The organism is Collinsella sp. wc0583, from assembly GCF_046116915.1.
GTDB lineage: Bacteria > Actinomycetota > Coriobacteriia > Coriobacteriales > Coriobacteriaceae > Collinsella.
Genome location: NZ_JBJXBN010000004.1, coordinates 90758 through 109127, shown reverse-complemented (window position 1 = coordinate 109127; position 18370 = coordinate 90758). Strand labels below are relative to the sequence as shown.

16 protein-coding genes are annotated in these 18370 nt (G+C 61.3%); 4 read left to right on the top strand and 12 right to left on the bottom strand.

What is annotated here, in order from left to right:
• Positions 1-41: 41 nt before the first annotated feature.
• From ACKUUJ_RS04605 to aspS, 5 genes are all read right to left on the bottom strand, one after another.
• A complete protein-coding gene (locus ACKUUJ_RS04605) occupies positions 42-2369 on the bottom strand; it encodes a ferrous iron transporter B (protein WP_409064802.1) in 2328 nt (775 codons plus the stop codon).
• Positions 2370-2491: 122 nt separating this feature from the next.
• The gene (locus ACKUUJ_RS04600; protein ID WP_006234774.1) at positions 2492-2713 is read right to left on the bottom strand and encodes a FeoA family protein; all 222 of its coding nucleotides are present in this window, start codon (positions 2711-2713) and stop codon (positions 2492-2494) included.
• A gap of 39 nt (positions 2714-2752) precedes the next feature.
• Positions 2753-2995: a FeoA family protein gene (locus ACKUUJ_RS04595; RefSeq protein WP_022094360.1), complete on the bottom strand. Its 243-nt coding sequence runs from the start codon at positions 2993-2995 to the stop codon at positions 2753-2755.
• Positions 2996-3183: 188 nt separating this feature from the next.
• The gene (locus tag ACKUUJ_RS04590) at positions 3184-3432 is read right to left on the bottom strand and encodes an HPr family phosphocarrier protein (RefSeq protein ID WP_055285973.1); all 249 of its coding nucleotides are present in this window, start codon (positions 3430-3432) and stop codon (positions 3184-3186) included.
• A 305-nt stretch (positions 3433-3737) separates the two neighbouring features.
• Positions 3738-5525 carry an aspartate--tRNA ligase gene (gene aspS / locus ACKUUJ_RS04585; RefSeq protein WP_409064801.1) on the bottom strand — a complete coding sequence of 596 codons (1788 nt, stop codon included), beginning with the start codon at positions 5523-5525 and terminating at the stop codon, positions 3738-3740.
• 256 nt (positions 5526-5781) lie between these two features.
• Here aspS and serB point away from each other — a divergent pair, with 256 nt between their 5' ends.
• From serB to ACKUUJ_RS04565, 4 genes are all read left to right on the top strand, one after another.
• Positions 5782-6417 carry a phosphoserine phosphatase SerB gene (serB, locus tag ACKUUJ_RS04580; RefSeq protein WP_409064800.1) on the top strand — a complete coding sequence of 212 codons (636 nt, stop codon included), beginning with the start codon at positions 5782-5784 and terminating at the stop codon, positions 6415-6417.
• A 114-nt stretch (positions 6418-6531) separates the two neighbouring features.
• Positions 6532-7314, top strand: a complete 783-nt coding sequence (gene larB / locus ACKUUJ_RS04575; protein ID WP_409064799.1) for a nickel pincer cofactor biosynthesis protein LarB — start codon at positions 6532-6534, stop codon at positions 7312-7314.
• Between the two features lie 10 nt (positions 7315-7324).
• The gene (locus ACKUUJ_RS04570) at positions 7325-8248 is read left to right on the top strand and encodes a LarC family nickel insertion protein (protein WP_409064798.1); all 924 of its coding nucleotides are present in this window, start codon (positions 7325-7327) and stop codon (positions 8246-8248) included.
• 2 nt (positions 8249-8250) lie between these two features.
• A complete protein-coding gene (locus ACKUUJ_RS04565; RefSeq protein WP_409064797.1) occupies positions 8251-8790 on the top strand; it encodes a TetR/AcrR family transcriptional regulator in 540 nt (179 codons plus the stop codon).
• Between the two features lie 305 nt (positions 8791-9095).
• Here ACKUUJ_RS04565 and larD read toward each other — a convergent pair whose 3' ends face one another.
• The 7 genes from larD to ACKUUJ_RS04530 form a co-directional block, all read right to left on the bottom strand.
• Positions 9096-9827, bottom strand: a complete 732-nt coding sequence (gene larD / locus ACKUUJ_RS04560) for a D/L-lactic acid transporter LarD (protein WP_409064796.1) — start codon at positions 9825-9827, stop codon at positions 9096-9098.
• Positions 9828-9876: 49 nt separating this feature from the next.
• The gene (larA, locus tag ACKUUJ_RS04555) at positions 9877-11154 is read right to left on the bottom strand and encodes a nickel-dependent lactate racemase (RefSeq protein WP_409064795.1); all 1278 of its coding nucleotides are present in this window, start codon (positions 11152-11154) and stop codon (positions 9877-9879) included.
• Positions 11155-11573: 419 nt separating this feature from the next.
• Positions 11574-14387 carry a phosphoenolpyruvate carboxylase gene (locus ACKUUJ_RS04550; RefSeq protein WP_370446102.1) on the bottom strand — a complete coding sequence of 938 codons (2814 nt, stop codon included), beginning with the start codon at positions 14385-14387 and terminating at the stop codon, positions 11574-11576.
• A gap of 257 nt (positions 14388-14644) precedes the next feature.
• Entirely contained in the window at positions 14645-15958 is a 1314-nt protein-coding gene (gene hisS, locus ACKUUJ_RS04545) for a histidine--tRNA ligase (protein ID WP_409064794.1), read from the bottom strand.
• A 192-nt stretch (positions 15959-16150) separates the two neighbouring features.
• Positions 16151-16477, bottom strand: coding sequence for a hypothetical protein (locus ACKUUJ_RS04540; RefSeq protein WP_409064793.1), 327 nt, complete (start codon positions 16475-16477; stop codon positions 16151-16153).
• A 133-nt stretch (positions 16478-16610) separates the two neighbouring features.
• Positions 16611-16886: a hypothetical protein gene (locus tag ACKUUJ_RS04535; protein WP_409064792.1), complete on the bottom strand. Its 276-nt coding sequence runs from the start codon at positions 16884-16886 to the stop codon at positions 16611-16613.
• Between the two features lie 275 nt (positions 16887-17161).
• A complete protein-coding gene (locus ACKUUJ_RS04530) occupies positions 17162-18283 on the bottom strand; it encodes an IS110 family transposase (RefSeq protein WP_349089033.1) in 1122 nt (373 codons plus the stop codon).
• Positions 18284-18370: the final 87 nt, after the last annotated feature.

Genomic DNA, 18370 nt, shown 5'->3' with positions numbered 1-18370 from the left:
GACACCCGGGCTCGTGAAAAGGGGCTAATCCTTATTCGGACTTAAGCGGAAACTGCGGCGGAAGCAGTGTTGGTCTCGTCCTCGTCGGTCCATGCGTGTTTGGGCATGGGACGGAAGATCTGGAAGAGCATCGCGACCAGCAGCACGATAGCCACAACCGTCCAGAAGCCAAACTGCCCAAGGACAAGCAGGTTATAGAACTGGTTGATGAACAGGCCGATCACCCAAGCGAAGGCGCACTCGTAGCCGAGGGCAATCGCGGTCCACTTGCCGGAATTCATCTGGTTGCGGATGGTACCCATAGCGGCAAAGCACGGAGCGCACAGCAGGTTGAACGCGCCGAAGGCAACGCAGGCGCCCATGGTGGGGAACATGCCGGCAAACGCGGTCCACAGGCTCGGGTCGGTCTCGCCCGCGTCGGCGACGGACAGCAGCGAGCCGGCGGTGGCGACAACGTTCTCCTTGGCGACGAGGCCAGAGACAGTCAGCGCGGTTGCCTGCCAGGTGCTAAAGCCGAGCGGGGCGAAGATCCAAGCGACCAGGTTGCCCAGCATGGCGAGCACGGAGTAGTCCATGAACTCCTCGGGGATGCCGTCCATCGCAGGCAGGAAGCCAAAGGAGCCGTTGTAGCTACCAAAGTTGGAGAGGAACCACACCACGACGGTAGAGGCGAAGATGATCGTGCCGGCCTTCTTGATAAAGGCCCAGCAGCGCTCCCACACGTGCAGCGCCCAGGAGCGGATCGCCGGGAAGTGGTAAGCGGGGAGCTCCATGACAAACGGGGTCGGGCGGCCGGCGAAGAGCTTGGTCTTCTTGAGCATGAGGCCCGAGGCGATGACGGCAAAGACGCCCAGGAAGTAGAAGAGCGGGCTGATCCACGCGGCGGTGGTAGAAGAATCGCCGATGATGGAACCCATGAGCAGGGCGATGATCGGCAGCTTAGCGCCACAGGGAATGAACGTGGTGGTCATGACCGTCATGCGGCGGTCCTTCTCGTTCTCGATGGTCTTGGTAGCCATGACGCCGGGGACGCCGCAGCCCGAGGACACGAGCATGGGGATGAAGGACTTACCGGACAGGCCAAAGCGGCGGAACACGCGGTCCATGATGAAGGCGACGCGGGCCATATAGCCGCAGTCCTCCAAGAAGGACAGCATGACGAACAGCAGGAACATCTGCGGGACGAAGCCGAAGATGGCGCCCAGGCCGCCGACGATGCCGTCGCAGACCAGCGAATCGACCAGGCCACCGTCCTCGGTGCCGCCCGCCACAAGGGCGTCGTGCACCACGGTGGTGATACCCGGGACATAGGGGCCGTACTGTGCCGGGTCGACCGAGTCGGCATTGTCACCCGCAGCCTCGACGGCCGCGTCGTAGGCGTCGCGACCCTGGCCGAGCACATACCAACCGTCGGTACCGAAGAGCTGGTCGTTGGTGAAGTCGGTCACCGTGCCGCCCAAGGTAGAAACGGCGATGTAGTACACGCAGAACATGATGACCACAAAGATCGGCAGGCCCAGGATACGGTTGGTAACCACGCGGTCGATCTTCTCGGAGGTGCTCATCTTTGCCGGAGCCTTGGTGAGGCACTCGTCAATGATGTGGGCAATCACGCCGTAACGCTCGCCGGTGATGATGGACTCGGCGTCGTCGTCGCAGTCCTGCTCGCACTGGGCGACCAGCTGCTCCACGCGAGCGGCCTTCTCCTTGGTGAGGTTGATGAGCTTGCAGGCGTCCGCGTCGCGCTCGAACAGCTTGACGGCGTAATAGCGGCGCTTGTTGGCGGAAACGCTCGCCGGAAGGTTGTTCTCGATGTGGTCCAGAACGTCCTCGATGGAGGAGTCGAACTTGTGCTCCGGCATCTGGCCCTTGGAAGCAGCGGACTTCTTGACCTGCTCGAACAGCTCCTTAATACCCTTGTTCTTAAGGGCCGAGATCATCATGACCGGGCAGCCGAGCTTCTTGGAGAGCTTGTCCGTGTCGATCTTGTCGCCGTTCTTCTCGACCAGGTCGGCCATGTTGAGGGCAACGACCACGGGCAGGCCGGTCTCGATAACCTGAAGCGCCAGATACAGGTTGCGCTCAAGGTTGGTGGCGTCGACAACCTGGACGACAACATCGGGCTCGCCGCTCATGAGGTAATCGCGCGAGCATTGCTCCTCGGGGCTGTAGGGGGAAAGCGAGTAGATGCCAGGGAGGTCCGTGATGGTAACGTTCTTGTCGCTTAGGAGCTTGGCTTCCTTTTTCTCAACCGTGACGCCGGGCCAGTTGCCAACGTAGCCGTTGGCGCCGGTAATCAGGTTGAAAAGCGTGGTCTTGCCGCAGTTGGGGTTACCCGCCAGCGCGACATGGATCTGAGAATCCGCCATTCAATCCTTCTTCCTTGTGTGCCTGCGCTGCTTTCTCCGCGCAGGCTGGATAATGTGCTTCAAAGTGCTGCATTAAGTTAGAAAAACCTAACTTTATCTGCAGAAATATACGTCGCGGGTCCTTACTGGACCTCGACGACGGCCGCCTCCTCCTTGCGGATGGAAAGCTCGTAGCCGCGCACGTTGATCTCGACCGGATCACCGAGCGGTGCAACCTTCACGACCTTGAACGAAGTGCCCTTGATGAGCCCCAGGTCCATAAGGTGGCGGCGAAGCGCACCCTCACCGTGAAGCTTGACGATGGTGGAGCTCTCGCCCACCTTAACGTCACCCAACGTCTTCATCCTCTTATCCCCCTTTCGGTTTTTATGAAATGCTGCAGACTAACCGACGGTCATGATGTGCATGGCAACCTTGGAATCGATGCCAAAGCGTGCGCCCAGCACCGTGACGATGATATTGGCGCCACTCGAGCTCACCACGTGGATTTCGTTGCCCTCGACAAAGCCGAGGTCCTTGAGGTGGTGCTTCATGTCCTCATTGCCCTTTACACGAGACACGCGCACGGTTTCGCCCGCTTTTACCATCGAAAGCGGCATGGCCGGCATCTGCGGTCCGCAAGACATGAGTTGCTCCTAACGTCAGTTCGTCCTCAACATCGACGCGTAAAAAGTTAACCACGTCTATGTTCGCTATAGTAAACTAGCACGTGGTTAACTTTTTGTAAAGGGTCCCCATTCAGATTTCGAAAAAGTTTCCTATACGAAACAAAAAGGCGCGGCAAAGGACCATCCTTTACCGCGCCCTATCATGCTTAGAGCGAGAGATTTCTGATCGATGTGACACAGGAGGCCTCATCCACGCCCGAAACGCGGAACACGATGTCCTCGCCACATTCGCCACAGAGTGCCATGAGCCCTATAACGTCGCGGCCGTCAGTATGGCGGTCGCCGATGCTGACCGACACGTCGCTACGATGCTTGGCAATGATGTCATAGAGCAACGCAACCGGGCGGGCATGTAGTCCCAACGGATCTTTAATCGTCTTTGTAAACTCGACCATGTCCCCTCCCACGACATCGCACATTCGGCCGGCAAACCCAGCCACGTGGTAGTTATTGTAGCGTTAGATGCTTGTCGAGACCCACCAGAAGCTCAACCGGAAAGTGCGTCCCGTTATGTGGCTGAATTCTGGGTCGCAGTTTCCGCTGAGCGACCCTAGCGGAAAGTTCATCCCATTCTGGACGCAGATTCCGGGACGCACTTTCCGCGACATCCGGTCACCCCATGCCCTCGCAACCTCGGCGTATAAAAACCGAGGGAAGGCACACGTCCTTCCCTCGTTGCAAGCAATATATAGCCGCTCGCCTACATCAGGCGCAGGCTGACGTCCTTGAGCTGGGCGCCGGAAACGGCGCTCGGGGCGCCCGACATGAGGTCGGAGCCGCTGGCCGTCTTGGGGAACGCCATGACGTCGCGGATGGAGTCGGAGCCGGTGAGCAGCATGCACACGCGGTCCAGACCCAGAGCGAAACCGCCCATCGGGGGCGCACCAAACTTGAGGGCCTCCATGAGGAAGCCGAACTGCGACTCGGCGCGCTCCTCGGTAAAGCCCAGGAGCTTGAGCATGGACATCTGCATCTCGGCGTTGTGGATACGCATACCGCCGCCGCCGGCCTCAAAGCCGTCCATGACAAAGTCGTAGGTGCAAGAACCGGCTGCCAGCGGGTCGGCCTCGATCTTGGCGATGTCGGTCTCGGTCGGCAGGGTAAAGGGCTGGTGCTCGGCAGCGTAGGCCTTGCGGTCCTCGTCCCAGTGGAACAGTGGGAAGTTGACGACCCACAGGAAGTCGTGACCCTCGCGCTTGATCTCGAGCGCGTTGGCCATGTGGGAACGCATGCCGCCCAGGATCTCGTCAGAGAGCAGGCGCGGGCCGGCGGCGAACATCACAAGGTCGCCGGGCTCGATGTCCACGCGCTCGCGCAGAGCAGCCATCTCCTCGTCCGAGAAGAACTTGACGATGGGGCTGTTGATGGAGCCGTCCTCGCGGAAGGCGATCCAGGCCAGGCCCTTGGCGCCAAACGTGGAGGCCACGCCGGCGAGCTTATCGATCTTGGCACGTGCCCAGGCACCGGCGCCCTTGGCGTTGATGGCCTTGACGACAGAGCCCTCCTCGTTTGCGGCGGTCGCAAAGACCTTGAACTTGGAGTTGGCAAAGATGTCGGTCAGGTCGACCAGGTGCATGCCATAGCGGGTATCGGGCTTGTCGGAGCCATAGGTGTCCATGGCATCCCAGTAGTTCATGCGACGCAGCGGCGTGGGCATCTCGACACCCATGCGGCCGAAGGCATCGGCAAGAACCTCTTCGAGCGCGCTCATGACATCGTTCTGGTCCACGAAGGACATCTCGATATCGACCTGGGTGAACTCGGGCTGACGGTCGGCACGCAGGTCCTCGTCGCGGAAGCACTTGGCAACCTGGTAGTAGCGCTCAACGCCACCGACCATGAGCAGCTGCTTCAGAAGCTGCGGGGACTGCGGCAGGGCGTAGAAGTTGCCCGGCTGGATGCGGCTGGGGACGATGAAGTCGCGGGCGCCCTCGGGAGTGGACTTGAACAGGGAGGGCGTCTCGACCTCCATGAACTCACGGTTGTGCAGCGCCTCGCGAATGGCAAAGGTAAAGTCGGAGCGCAGCTTGAGGTTGGCCATCATCTCGGGACGACGGAGGTCCAGATAGCGATAGCGCAGACGGGTGTCCTCGCTCGTCTCGATGCCGTCCTCGATCTGGAACGGCGGAGTGACGGACGTGTTGAGCACCTCGGCATGGTCGGTCAGGACCTCGATCTCGCCGGTCGCGAGCTTGGTGTTGGTGGTCTCCTCGCCACGAGCGCGCACGACGCCGTGGATCTTGATGGGCCACTCGGGACGCATGGTCTCGGCGATCTTAAAGGCGTCGCCGTCGGAGTGCTCGGGGTCGAAGGTGAGCTGCGTGATGCCCTCGCGGTCGCGAAGGTCGCAGAAGATAAGGCCGCCGTGGTCGCGGCGACGGCTCACCCAACCGGTGAGGGTGACCTCTTCGCCCACGTTCTCGAAGCGAAGCTCGCCGCAGGTACGGGTGTGCATGGAATGCTCATCGATGGGACGGGTCTGGCTCATACCAGTGATCCTCCTTTATGGATCTGTGCCGCCCCGTGTCGTTCCGGGCGGCGTCGTACAGATTTGCCCAGCCTGCGTAAACCGCGCAGCCAGACATGGCGTTCTATCTTATCGCACCCGCGTCGATGTGCCGCGAAAAAGTAGCTCTTGCCCAAAGACTTGACGGAGACGAAACAATTGACACGGCCTGGCCGTCACCAAGGCGCGCCGCGTGCGACAATGTGCCCCAATACAACTGCACTCGGAAAGGCCCGTCATGACCGCACGCCTCATCGTTATGGATATCGACTCCACGCTCATCAACCAGGAAGTCATCGACCTGTTGGGTGAGGAGGCCGGCGTGGGCGAGCAAGTTGCACAGATCACCGAACGCGCCATGCGCGGCGAGCTTGACTTTAAGCAGGCGCTCGAGGAGCGCGTGGGGCTGCTTGCCGGCTTGGATGAGAGCGTGTTCGATCGCACTTTTGCGCGGGTGACGTTTACCCCCGGCGCGCTGGAGCTTGTGCGCTCGGCGCACAGCAAAGGCTGGAAGGTCGGCGTGGTAAGCGGTGGCTTCCACGAGGTCACCGACAAAATCGTGGCCGCCGCGGGCATCGATTTTTGCCTGGCCAACCGCCTGGAAGTCGTGGACGGCAAGCTTACCGGCAAGCTGGCGGCAAACATTGTGACCAAGGAATCCAAGCTCATCCAGCTGCTGGATTGGGCGGTTGAGTGCGGTGTCGACATGGCCCATACCGTCGCGATCGGCGACGGCGCCAACGACATTCCCATGATTCAGGCCGCGGGCACGGGCATCGCGTTTTGTGCCAAGCCCAAGACGCGCGAAGCCGCCCCGTTTGCCATCGACGAGCGCAACCTGATGCTCGCCATGGACATCATCCTGCGCGACTAGCCGATCCGTCTAAAAAATGAATCAGTCCGTCCTATAGTTTCCGAACAATTTTGTCTTAGTGTTCGGAAACATACCCTTTGAGTGCTAGACTTTGCGCCGTCGAAGGGAACATATATGGATAAGCGAGATCTTGAGCAATTGCTGAGCGATGTTGCCGACGGAGTAGTCACCCCGGCAGTCGCCCTCACGCGCATCCAGACGGCTCCGACCGCCGATTTGGGCTTTGCGCAGCTCGATCTTTCGCGCGGAGTGCGCCAGGGAGCCGGCGAGGTTGTCTACGGTGCCGGTAAAACCGCCGAGCAGATTGCCGCCATTATCGAAGCACTGCACGATGCCGGCCAGGAGCGCATCCTGGTCACGCGCCTGGACGCCGAAAAAGCAGCCCGCACCTCGGAGCTCCTCGACAACGGCATCGACCTGGGATATGTCCCGGACGCACAGCTCGCCCTCGTGGGAGGCAAGCCCTCCCCCACCGGCAACGGACGCATCGTCGTCGCCTGCGCCGGCACGAGCGACCTGCCCGTCGCCGAAGAGGCGGCAGTGACGGCCGAGTTCTATGGCAACGAGGTCGATCGCCTCTACGACGTAGGTGTCGCCGGCCTGCACCGTCTGCTCGCGCATGCCGAGGAGCTTGCCCAGGCACAGGTGGTCATCGCCATTGCCGGCATGGAGGGCGCACTGGCGAGCGTTGTCGGCGGCCTGGTAAGCTGTCCGGTCATCGCCGTTCCTACCAGCGTGGGTTACGGTGCGAGCTTTGGTGGCGTAGCCGCGCTACTCGCCATGCTCAACTCCTGCGCCAGCGGCGTTTCGGTCGTCAATATCGACAACGGCTTTGGTGCCGCCTACCAGGCAAGTCTTATCAACCATCTGAGCGCCGGCACACCCCGCGCCCGTTAAGGAGCATTCCATGTCCAACCATCAGCATACGCTTATCATCGACGGCACCTCGGGCATCAGCGGCGATATGACCGTCGCGGCCCTGCTCGACCTGGGCGCCAGCGAGGAACACCTGCGCGAACAGCTCGCCACGCTGCCGGTCGACGGCTTTTCGATCGCCGTCACGCGTGCAAACAAGCATGGCATCGACGCCTGCGATTTCGACGTCCAGCTTGCAGAGGAGCTCGAGAACCACGATCACGATATGGCCTGGCTCTACGGCAACGAAGCAGCTGCCGAGCATACGCACGAGCATGAGCACCACCATCATGACCATGATGAGCACGAACACGAGCACACACACAACCACGACCATGACCATGAGGCCCACGGTCATGGCCACGAGGGCCATCATCACGCCCACCACCATCACCACCGTTCTTTGGCGGACGTCACAGCCATCATCGACGGCTCGCAGCTAAGCGATGGCGCCAAGCGTCGCGCCCTCGCCATTTTTTCCGTACTCGCCGCTGCCGAGGCCAAGGCTCACGGCAAAACGCCCGACACCGTCCTGTTTCACGAGGTGGGCGCCGTCGACTCCATCGTCGACGTCTGCTCTGTCGCCATCTGCCTCGACGACCTTGGTATTGAGGACATCGTGGTCGAGTCGCTCTCCGAGGGTCACGGCACCATCCACTGTGCCCACGGCCTCATGCCCATTCCCGTCCCCGCTGTCGTCAACCTGTGCCAGGCGGGCAATATCGCCCTCACGCCTGCACCGGTCGCCGGCGAGCTCGTGACGCCGACGGGCGCCGCCATCGTCACCGCGCTGCGCACGTCCGACCAACTGCCCTCACGCTACCGCATCGAAGCCGTCGGCTACGGCGCCGGCAAACGCCCCTACGAAGGTTGCTCCGGTACGCTCCGCTGCCTGCTCGTTCACGCGGACGCATAGCCATGGATGCCCGCAAGGCAAAAAGCCGCGCTGCGATCGTCGCGGCGTTCTCCGAGCTGCTGCGCGAAGAGGACTACGGCAAGATCACCGTCGGTGACATCATCGCTCGCGCCCATGTGGGTCGGGCCACGTTCTACGGCCTCTTCAAGAGCAAAGATGACCTACTCGCTGAGCTCGTGTGCGATATCTGCACCCATGCCCTCGACGATGACGGTACGCCCCTCGATGATCCGCTCGTGCAGGTCGAGCATATCCTCAACAACCTCTGGGAGCGCCGCCAGGGCGTTCGAGCCCTCGTAGCCGGCGCCGGCTCACGCGTCTTCGCCGACTGTCTACGTAAGACCATCATGTCCCGAGCAGCCGAAACCGTCCCCGTCGACCCCGCAGGCCCAGCAGCCACCATGGACCGCAGTTTCTTACTACACCACATAGCCTCAAGCTTCGTAGCCACCGTCCAATGGTGGGCCTGGCACAACTTCCAAGCCCCAAAAGAGGACGTAGCCAAAGACTACCTCTCAGCCATAAAACCCCTCTTCAACTAAGTAAGAACCTCATCCCAAAGCATCGCCCCAACCCAAGGCGCCACGCATCCCAAAGATTCACTCACGCTTCAACGCCCCTACCAGCAACAAGCCCCTCCCATCCAAATTCAGATATATATGTTGAGTTGCTTGTTCGAACACAGCCAAGAATGCCCAGGGCTCGGTAGGGGTTAACTTTCCAACGCACTCCGCAGGACGCAAAAAGGCTCGCCGCACAAAGTGCGCAGCGAGCCTTTTTGCATGTCCGAGGACGCGTTGGAAAGTTAACCCCTACCGAGCCCGGACCTTATAGAGCCGTCCTTTGACTAGAACATGCCCAAGAAACCGTGCACAAACAGTGCAGCCAGAGCGGCACCGACAAACGGAGCGATGCCAGGAACGAGCAGGCCGTACTTCCAGTTGTTGTCAGCCTTGTTCTTAATCGGCAGAACCTGATAGGCCATGCGAGGACCAAGGTCACGAGCCTGGTTCATGGCGAAGCCGGTGATGCCGCCCATACCCATGCCAACAGCCCAAACGATCAGGCCGACGCAGATGGCGAGCATCAGAACGTTCTCGCCAGCGCGGTTAGCGGCAGCAAGGATGGCGCCGATGAACACGAAGGTGCAAATAGCCTCGCAGAAGAAGTTGCGGGCATAGTTCGTGCCCTCGGTGGTGGGGTTGGTCGAGAAGATGTTGCGCTGGGCAATGGGGTCGACGACGCCCTCGGAAGCCTTGAACTCATCGGCATACATAAGCCAAGCGATTACGGCGCCCACAAAGCCGCCGAGCATATCGGCAATCATGAAGGGGATGCAGCTGCTCCACGGCACCAGGCCGACGATGCACTGGGCAAGCACCATGGCGGGGTTCATGCACACGGCGCCGCCAAAGATAAACAGAGCGACCGAGATGCCAAAAGACCAGGTGGTGATGGCAAACATGTGGCCGGAGCCCTGATACTTGGTGCCCTTAAGCACGGTATCGCAGTGTACGCCCACGCCAAAGATGATCATGAGGGCCGTTGCGCCGAATTCGCAGAGGAGTTTGGTAAGCATAAAACCTTATCTTTCTTGTCGGTTATAAACGATTCGTTTGGGCCGTGCACTAGTGCTGCGCGACGACAACGCCCAGGCCATCGGGAATGACGGCAACCTTGGCATCGGCACCCTTCATCTCAAAGGCGAGCTTGAGCGCCTCCTCGATAGTGTTGACCGGCGTCATGTGCATATCCTTGAGCAGCTGGTGATCGCACAGGTCGGTGACCATAATCACAGGGTGATGCGCCAGGATGCGGGCGAAAATCTGGCTCGTCCACTGGTCGGGCAGGGTCTCGTCCTTAGGACGGTCGATGCAGGCGCGCTCAAACTCCGCCGGATCGTTGTCGGCGATGTTGTGATAGAAGCCTTCGCCACCGTGACCGTCGGCGCAACCGGCGACATCAATAATCACGCCGCCCTCGGGAAGCGTGGCCTCGGCAGCGCACATGCCCTTCACGGCCTGATAGATGTTCTGGTCGAGCGGGTAGCCGCCGTTGGTGGTGATGGCAATCTCGCACTCGACGGGCTCAACGCCGGCAAGGCTCTTCACGAACTCGCAGCCAGCCTCGTGTGCCTTGTGAATGTCACCGGCAAAGGAGCCGATGACCTCGTGCTTGCCGTTGAGCACCACGTTGAGCACAAAGGCAAGGTGAGCCATCTCGGCAGCGGCAAACATGTCCTCGCTCACATGGTTGTGGCACAGGTTGCCGGCACGCGAATGAGAATCGTTCACAAACTGACCGTTGTGGTTGTACATGATGGTCTTGTAGCTGGCGATGCCGGGCAGCACGGACTTGCGGCTGCCGGAGAAACCGGCAAAGAAGTGCGGCTCAATAAAGCCCTCGGCAAGCAGCAGATCACAATCGGCGGCAATCTTGTTGATGATGCACTCGCCGCCAGAAGGCAGGGTGCCGATCTTTTTCATCATGCTGTCGTCAGTCGCGACGTGCATAACGATTTCCTCGTTGGCAACGATCTCCTCGCCGTACTTGTTGACGAGCTCCTCGTGCGTCGACGGACGATGCATACCCGTAGCAACCAGAATGCGAACGCGCGCCTCAGGCGCAGCGGAATGGATGTGATGCAGCAGAATAGGCATCGTCACACGCGAGGGAACGGGGCGCGTATGGTCGGAGCTAATGATGACGATATCCTTCTTGCCAGCACAAAGCTCCTCGAGCGAAGGCGAGCCATAAGGGTTGGCAAGCGACTCCTCTACCAGCTCTTCCTGCGATTTCGTGGTCTTAAACTCGTTTTGATGACCTTCCATCACACCCGCGAAGTTCTTATCCTCAAGCTCCAGATGCAACGTCTTGTGGTCAAACGGCAGTTCACATTCAAACAATGACGAGCGCCCTCTTCCTTTCAACTGACACACTAGATAAACCGTTGGAAGGATACGCCGCTCACCGAAAAACTCCACCGTCCACCGACTCATTAACACAACGTTCATATTTGACCCATAACAAAACGGCCGCGATCCCAAACGGGACCGCGGCAGTCACAGCTGTAAGGCGCGAAGCACCACATGCATCTCAATCCCAATCGATAAGACGCGGGGCGAGAAGCGCGCTTTATTATCATCAGCTTTAATCCCTGCAGACCGAGGACGAAGGGACCCGATGGGTCTCCCTCTGAATGCATTCCGCAGCACGAAGCCCCCTTATCCGCAGCTCCGAAGGAGCAGGATAAGGGGGCTTCAAGTGCGAGGACGCATTCAGAGGGAGACCCATCGGGTCCCGGTGAGAGCCACAGGGCTATCGATTACCCCGTGTTCTGCAATCCTGCCGAGACGCCGGTCACAGTCGAAAGAATCAGGCTCATGTACTCGGCCTTCTTCTCCTCGGCCATCTCGTCCTGGTTCATGCGCACCTCGCGAAGGGCGCGGACCTGGGCGATGGACAGGGCGTCGACGTAGGGGTTACGCACGCGAACGGCGCAGCCGAGCACGCGACGACGCTGCAGCGGCCACTCGTCACCGACGATGGCAAGGACCCACTTACGCGTGAGCTGCATCTCGGTAAAGACCTTCTCGGACAGATCCTGGCGATCGCCCAGGTGCAGATACATCTTGGCGATGCGCTGATCGGTCTTGGCGATCGACATCTCAATATTGTCGATAAAGGTGCGGAAGAACGGCCACTCCTGGTAGGCAGCCTTGAGCTGGTCAAGATCACCAAGCTGCTCGCAGGCGGTGCCCAGACCGTACCAAGCGGCCAGGTTAATGCGCGCCTGGCTCCAGCTGAAGATCCACGGGATGGTACGCAGGTCATCGAGCGACTTGGCGCCCAGACCGCGCTTGGCGGGACGCGAGCCGATCGGCAGCAGACCGACCTCGGTCAGCGGCGTCACGGTCGAGAACCACGGTGTAAAGTCCTCGGTGTTCAGCAGGTCCAGATAGCGTTCGTGGCTTGCAGTGTTGAGCTTCTCGGCCATATCCCAGAACTTCTGCGTGGTCTCGGTGTTGGTCTTCTCGACACTCGGGGCCGACTGCAAAAGCGTTGCGGCGGCAACGGACTCAACATGGCGCTGAGCCAGCGTGCGGTTGCCGTAACGGGCAAAGATGACTTCGCCCTGCTCGGTAAGCTTAAAGAAGCAGTTGACCGAACCCTTGGGCTGCGCCAGCACGGCCTTGTTGGCCGGGCCGCCGCCACGGCCCACGGCACCGCCGCGACCGTGCATGAGCACCAGGTCGATATCGTTCTTCTCTGCCCACTTGGCGATGCGCTCCTGCGCGGAGTGCAGCGCGAGCATGGCCGTGGTAGGACCGGCATCCTTGGAAGAGTCGGAATAGCCCAGCATGACCTCCATGCGGCGGTTGGTCTGGGCAAGGCGCTTTTGCACCACGGGCAGCGTAAGCATCTGATCGAGCACGTCGACGCAGCCCTCGAGGTCCTCGAGCTGCTCGAACAACGGGATCACGTCGAGCTCGGGGACATCCTCCTCGTGTGCAAAGGACAGGTGGGCAAGCTCAAAGACGTCGGCCACATGCTGGGCGCTCTTGGTAAACGAGATGATGTAGCGGTGCGCCATCTTCTTGCCGTAGCGCTTTTGGATGGAACCGATAGCGCGGAAGGTATCGATGACCTCGCGCGTCATGGGCTGCAGGTCGCCATGGATACCGTTCTCGTGGATATCCTTGAGGGCGCGGGCGTGCACCACGGAGTGCTGACGGAACTCCATCTCGACCATATGGAAGCCGAAGGACTCGACCTGCCAGATGATGGTTTGGACCGGACCGTAGGCGGCACGGACGGCACCGCAGGCAGCAAGCGAACGCTGGACGACGCGCAGGTCATCCAGGAACTCGTCGGCGCTGTGGTACATGGTGTCGGTGATGCGGCGCACGGTGGCGTTCAGGCGGTCGGCCATGACGAGCATGACGGCGCGATGCGGCTCGTGCTCGGAGATCAGCTCGGCGCGGGCCGTGTAACGAGGGCTCATCTCGACCTGATGGTTCCACAGGTTAATGAGCTCGGCAGAAGGCTTGCTGTAGGTAGCCTCGAGCGTGAGGTTGCGGCCGATGTGGCGGCACTTGTCCTCGAGCTTGAGCACCATGTGCGTAAAGTACTTGGCGGCGACCTCACGGCTCACCTTGGCGGTGACGTTGGGGTTACCGTCGCGGTCGGAACCGATCCAGCTGCCGGGATGGAAGAACGCCGGGCACAGCGGCGGCACAGTACCGGCCTTGTCGCCCAGCACCCAATCGTCAAAACGACGATAGATAACGGGGATAACGTCGAACAGCGTGTTATCGAAGATGTCGATGATGGTATCGGCTTCCTCGACCGGCGTGGGCTTCTTGAGCGCGATGGGACTCGTACGCACCAGGGCGTCGATCTCCTGCAGCATATGGCGCTCGTTCTCCACCAGGTCGGAGCCGCCCAGACGCGGACGCTCCTCCAGCAGGTTGGAGATACGGCGGATCTTGCCCTCGACGGCCTTACGACGGGCCTCGGTGGGATGTGCGGTAAAGACAGGGTGGAACTCGAGCTTGTCGAGCAGCTCGTTGGCACCCTCGACACCCAGCTCATTCACCAGCTGGTGATAGGCAACGGTAAGCTCGTTGGCAGGATCGACCTCGGTATCGGTCGACGCACCGGCCTCGCGCTCGCGCAGCTGCGCCACACGGTAGTTCTCCTCCGACAGGTTTGCCAGATGGAAAAAGCTCGTAAAGGCGCGAACGATGACCTGCTGCTTATCGAGCGGCAGGCTGTCGATCAAATCGACGACCTCACGAAATGCCACGGCAGTGGGCTCGTCGGCGGTGGGCACGCCCTGCTCGTCGACGGCTTCGTCGGCAGCGCAGGTACCGGGGTTGCCGGCATTGACCACAATCTCGGCTGTCAAAATCTTGTCGAACAGGTCCGCGATCTCGGGATCATACTCGCTAAGCACACGGCGCTCCAGGCGCAAGAACAGCGCCAGATTGTCGCGCAGCTCCTCGGGGATCTCGATCTCGGCGAGACGCTCCCTGGACTCGGCATTCGAGCCGATTCGGTTAACGAGGCGGTTGACCACGGCAGCGACGCGCGCCGCGGCTTCGGGTACAGACTGGTTGCTTAGGTTCTCAGCCACGTTTCCTCCCATTCCTCCTTCTATGCACGTAACATGCGGTATTCATTATAGGCGCTTGAGAAATACTTTCGACACTGATTGCGCTTTACCACACAAAAGTATTTTCTGCATTGCAAAGGTTTTTGCCCTAAATGGTCGTATTTCTCGGTGGGCGGCATACGTAAACGGGGGCATTCCGCATAAAAGCGAAACACCCCCGTAACAATCGCTCTCCATGAGCAGGGCACGTTAGCAGGCCCGAAGCTCAAAAAGATGCGCTACAGGCGCTCGCGAACCGCCTCGACGACGTTGTCCAGATCGGCGAGCACCTCGTCATGGCTCTGCATGTCGCGCACTTTGACCTTGCCGGCGGCAAGCTCGTCGCCACCCAGGACCAAGATGAGCTTGGCGCCTACCTTATCGGCTTGCTTAAACTGGGCCTTGAGCGAACGACCCTGATAGTCGGCCTCGGTCACGATACCTGCGGCGCGAAGCTCCTGCGTAATGGCAAAGACGTTCTGACGCAGCTCCTTGCCGGCGTTGGCGACATAGACGCACGGGGCCTCATCGGCACCCAAATCGCTGCCAAAGGCCTGCAGGGCCAGCAGGGCGCGCTCAAAACCGACAGCAAAGCCGACGCCCGCCGTGGGCTTGCCACCCTCGAGCTCGACCAGGCCATCGTAGCGGCCGCCGCCGCCGATGGAGCCGACGCCGGCGCCAGGGGCCTCGACCTCAAAGACAGTACGGGTGTAGTAGTCCAGGCCGCGCACCAAGGTGGGATCCTCGACATACTCGATACCGGCGGCATCCAGATAGCGCTTGACCTGCTCGTAGTGCTCGCGGCACTCATCGCACAGGTTGTCACCCATCAGCGGAGCCTCGGCCATGATCTCGCGGCAGTGGTCGTTCTTGCAGTCAAAGGCACGCAGCGGGTTGAGCTCGGCGCGCTCGCGGCACTCATCGCACATCTCGTCTGCGTGATCGAGGATGAACTGCTTAACCTGCTCGCGATAAGCCGGACGGCACTGGGCGTCACCCATCGAGTTGATGAGCAGACGAAGCTTGGAAAGATCGAAGCCCAGGCTCTTGTAGAACTCCATGAGCATGATGATGCACTCGGCGTCTGCCGCCGGATCGGGAGCGCCGAGCCACTCGATGCCCACCTGGTGGAACTGGCGCAGGCGGCCCTTCTGGGGACGCTCGCCGCGGAACATGGCCTCGGCGTAGTACGCCTTAAACGGCGTGGAGCCCTGGGGCACCAGATTGTTCTCGACGACAGCGCGCACCACGCCGGCCGTGCCCTCGGGGCGAAGCGCCAGGCGCTGCTTGGGCTTGAGTTTGGTGTCGGTGCCCTCGGTAAAGACGCGCTCCAGGTTGGCACCGCTGAACACGCGGAACATTTCCTTGCGCACGACGTCGGTCGACTGGCCGATACCGTGGACAAACACGTCCACCTGCTCGATCGCGGGCGTCTCGATGGGTTTAAAACCAAACGGCTCGAACACGCCGGCCGCAATCTGCTGCATCTTTTGCCAGGCGCGCATCTCGGCGCCGATAAGGTCGCGGGTTCCCTCCGCCTTCTGTGCCTGCATGGGCAAACACCTTTCTTTTGTATCGCGTCATAGGTAACGGTCATTATACGGCACAAATACAAACAGCGGCGGCGCGTCTGACCGAACGAGGGTATGGGGACTCGTTCGGCCAGACGCGCCGCCGCTGTTTGTGATCCCTTTTCCTCCGTCCCCTTCGGATCACGTGATCCCTTGGGGACGGAGGAATAGGGATCATTTCGTAGGCCCGTGGCCGCCTTGGAAACCGAATGATGGTACGAGCATCCATTCGGCTTCCAAGGCGGCCACGGACAGAACGGGACGAACAGAAAAGAGCACGTAGACCTGCCATAGCTCACCGACAAAGCTCATGCCGGCAAGAACGGCAGAGGTGGCGATTACAGTGAGGGAGCCCAAAACGCGACCGCTTACTTTATCGGCAACATGACCGATCACAAGTGAGCCGATAACGCTCACCACGGTGGAGATGGCGTTGGAGATGTTGTACTGCGCAAGCGTGATGCCCAGGTCGCTGACGACGAGCGGCTGAAACAGGCTCATGCAGTTAACGAAAATCGTGTAGCACGTGGCCATGATGACAAAGCCAGGCGCCGGTAGTGCCCAAGATTGCCTTGAAAGACAAGGGCATAGGCCTTACGGCCATGCCCGCAGGCTTGAAAGGCAAGGTTGGGTGCTACCGGTGGTCGGCGATATAGCCCAAAGCGACGGCGGTATAGGCCGCGGCACCGAGCGGCAGCTCGGCATCGTTAAAACGTGCCTTGGGATGGTGCTGGGCAAAGTGTTCGTCCGTGTCGGTTACGGCCGCGCCCACGGTAAAGTACGCACTTGGGATCTTGCTCGAGATAAGCGCGAAGTCCTCACTCGCCATGGCATGGAAAAGCGGCAAGAAAGCCGTCTTGGGCAGCACTGCGCCCACGTAGCCAAGCGACGCCTGAGTCATATCGCTCATATGACCCAATCCGCTGTCAAGAGCCACAATGGCCCCGCCGACCGCTTGCAATCGGTCGGCGGGGCCTGCCGTTAACCCGTCCCGGTCCGCCCCCGGCATGTCGTCGACGCCTTCGGCTCAGTCTCATATCCGCGGATACCGTTCTGTCGGCCCGCACTCCGTTCCTTCGGCGGGGTTCCCCAAGTCTGTCGAGGCGCATGCGGAGGGCTCCGCGCGCACAGCGAAATAGGGGGTATCCCCGAAGGCCGCCCGGCTCGCCGGGACGGGGGCTATGTCTATTCCGCGCCCTCCCGGCACATCATGCCGAGGGCCCAGAGCCACCTCACGAGCTCGGCCGCGGTGGCCGCGTTGGCCTTCGCCGCGGGCACGCCGCGGGCGAGCATCTCCTTGCGCCGCCGCAGGAGCCGCTCGGACCCCTTCCTCCCGTGCATCCTTATCTCGAGGGGCACGCCCGTGTCCCTTGGCATGAGCTTCGGCTGGTGCCGTGCCGCGGCGTAGCACCATGAACCCTCAACGGCCAGCTTCCTCACGAGCGCGTTGCCCGCACCGCTGATGCCTCCGAGCCGCACGGAGTCGCCACTCGACCTCTGACTCGGCGCGAGGCCGAAATAGGCCGTGACCTGCCTTCCGGAACGGAACCTCGTGAAGTCGCCGACCTCGGCCGAGAAGGCTGCGGCCAGCGCGAAGGCGCAGCCCTTGATCGACTGGAGGGCGGCCACCTCCGCGGCGATCGGGCTGGCATCCACGGCGGCCCTGTACTCGGAGAGCAGGTCCGCCCGGGCCTCCGCCGCGGCCTCGACCTCGTTCCTCAGGGCGGCGAGCGTCCGAACCCCGCCATCGTCCTCCGGCCTGACCTTGTCGAGCCACCTCAGGAAGTCGTAGGTCCAGTACTTCCTCGGGTTGCCGGCGGGCGTGGTGCCGCCGTAGACGAACCCTCGCTTTGCGAGGAAGGCGAGCAGCCGCTGCTTGGCGGTCGCCAGGCGCGCGGTCGCCCCGTCGTAGGCGCCGGCGAGGTCCCTGATGCCTTCGACCTCGGGGGAGGGGATCCATACGGGGGAGATGTCGTGGGCGAGTATCGCCTTGGCCATCCTGGCGGCGTCGTTCCTGTCGTTCTTGGAGGCCGAGTCGGCGGCCGACCTGGGGATCTTCGAGACCGCGGCGACGACGCACTCGACGCCGAGCCCGGCGAGCTCCCTTTGCGGGGCGAAGCCGAGGTAGCCGCTCTCGTAGGCCGCGAGCGACGGCCCGGGGAACCCATCCATCCACCCGGCGATCTCGCCCCAGGGGTTGCCGGGGAACCTCCTCGTCACGGCCTCGCCGGTGTCCGCGTCGAGGGCGCAGACGGTGGTCGACCTCAGGTGGACGTCCATCCCGAACGCGGTAGAATACTTTGGCATGGGAGCCTCCCAACCTCGTTGCGGCGCGGCTGCGCCTATGGCACTTCAACATCATTGTCGCAGCCCCGACCCGCGGTCACGAGCGGG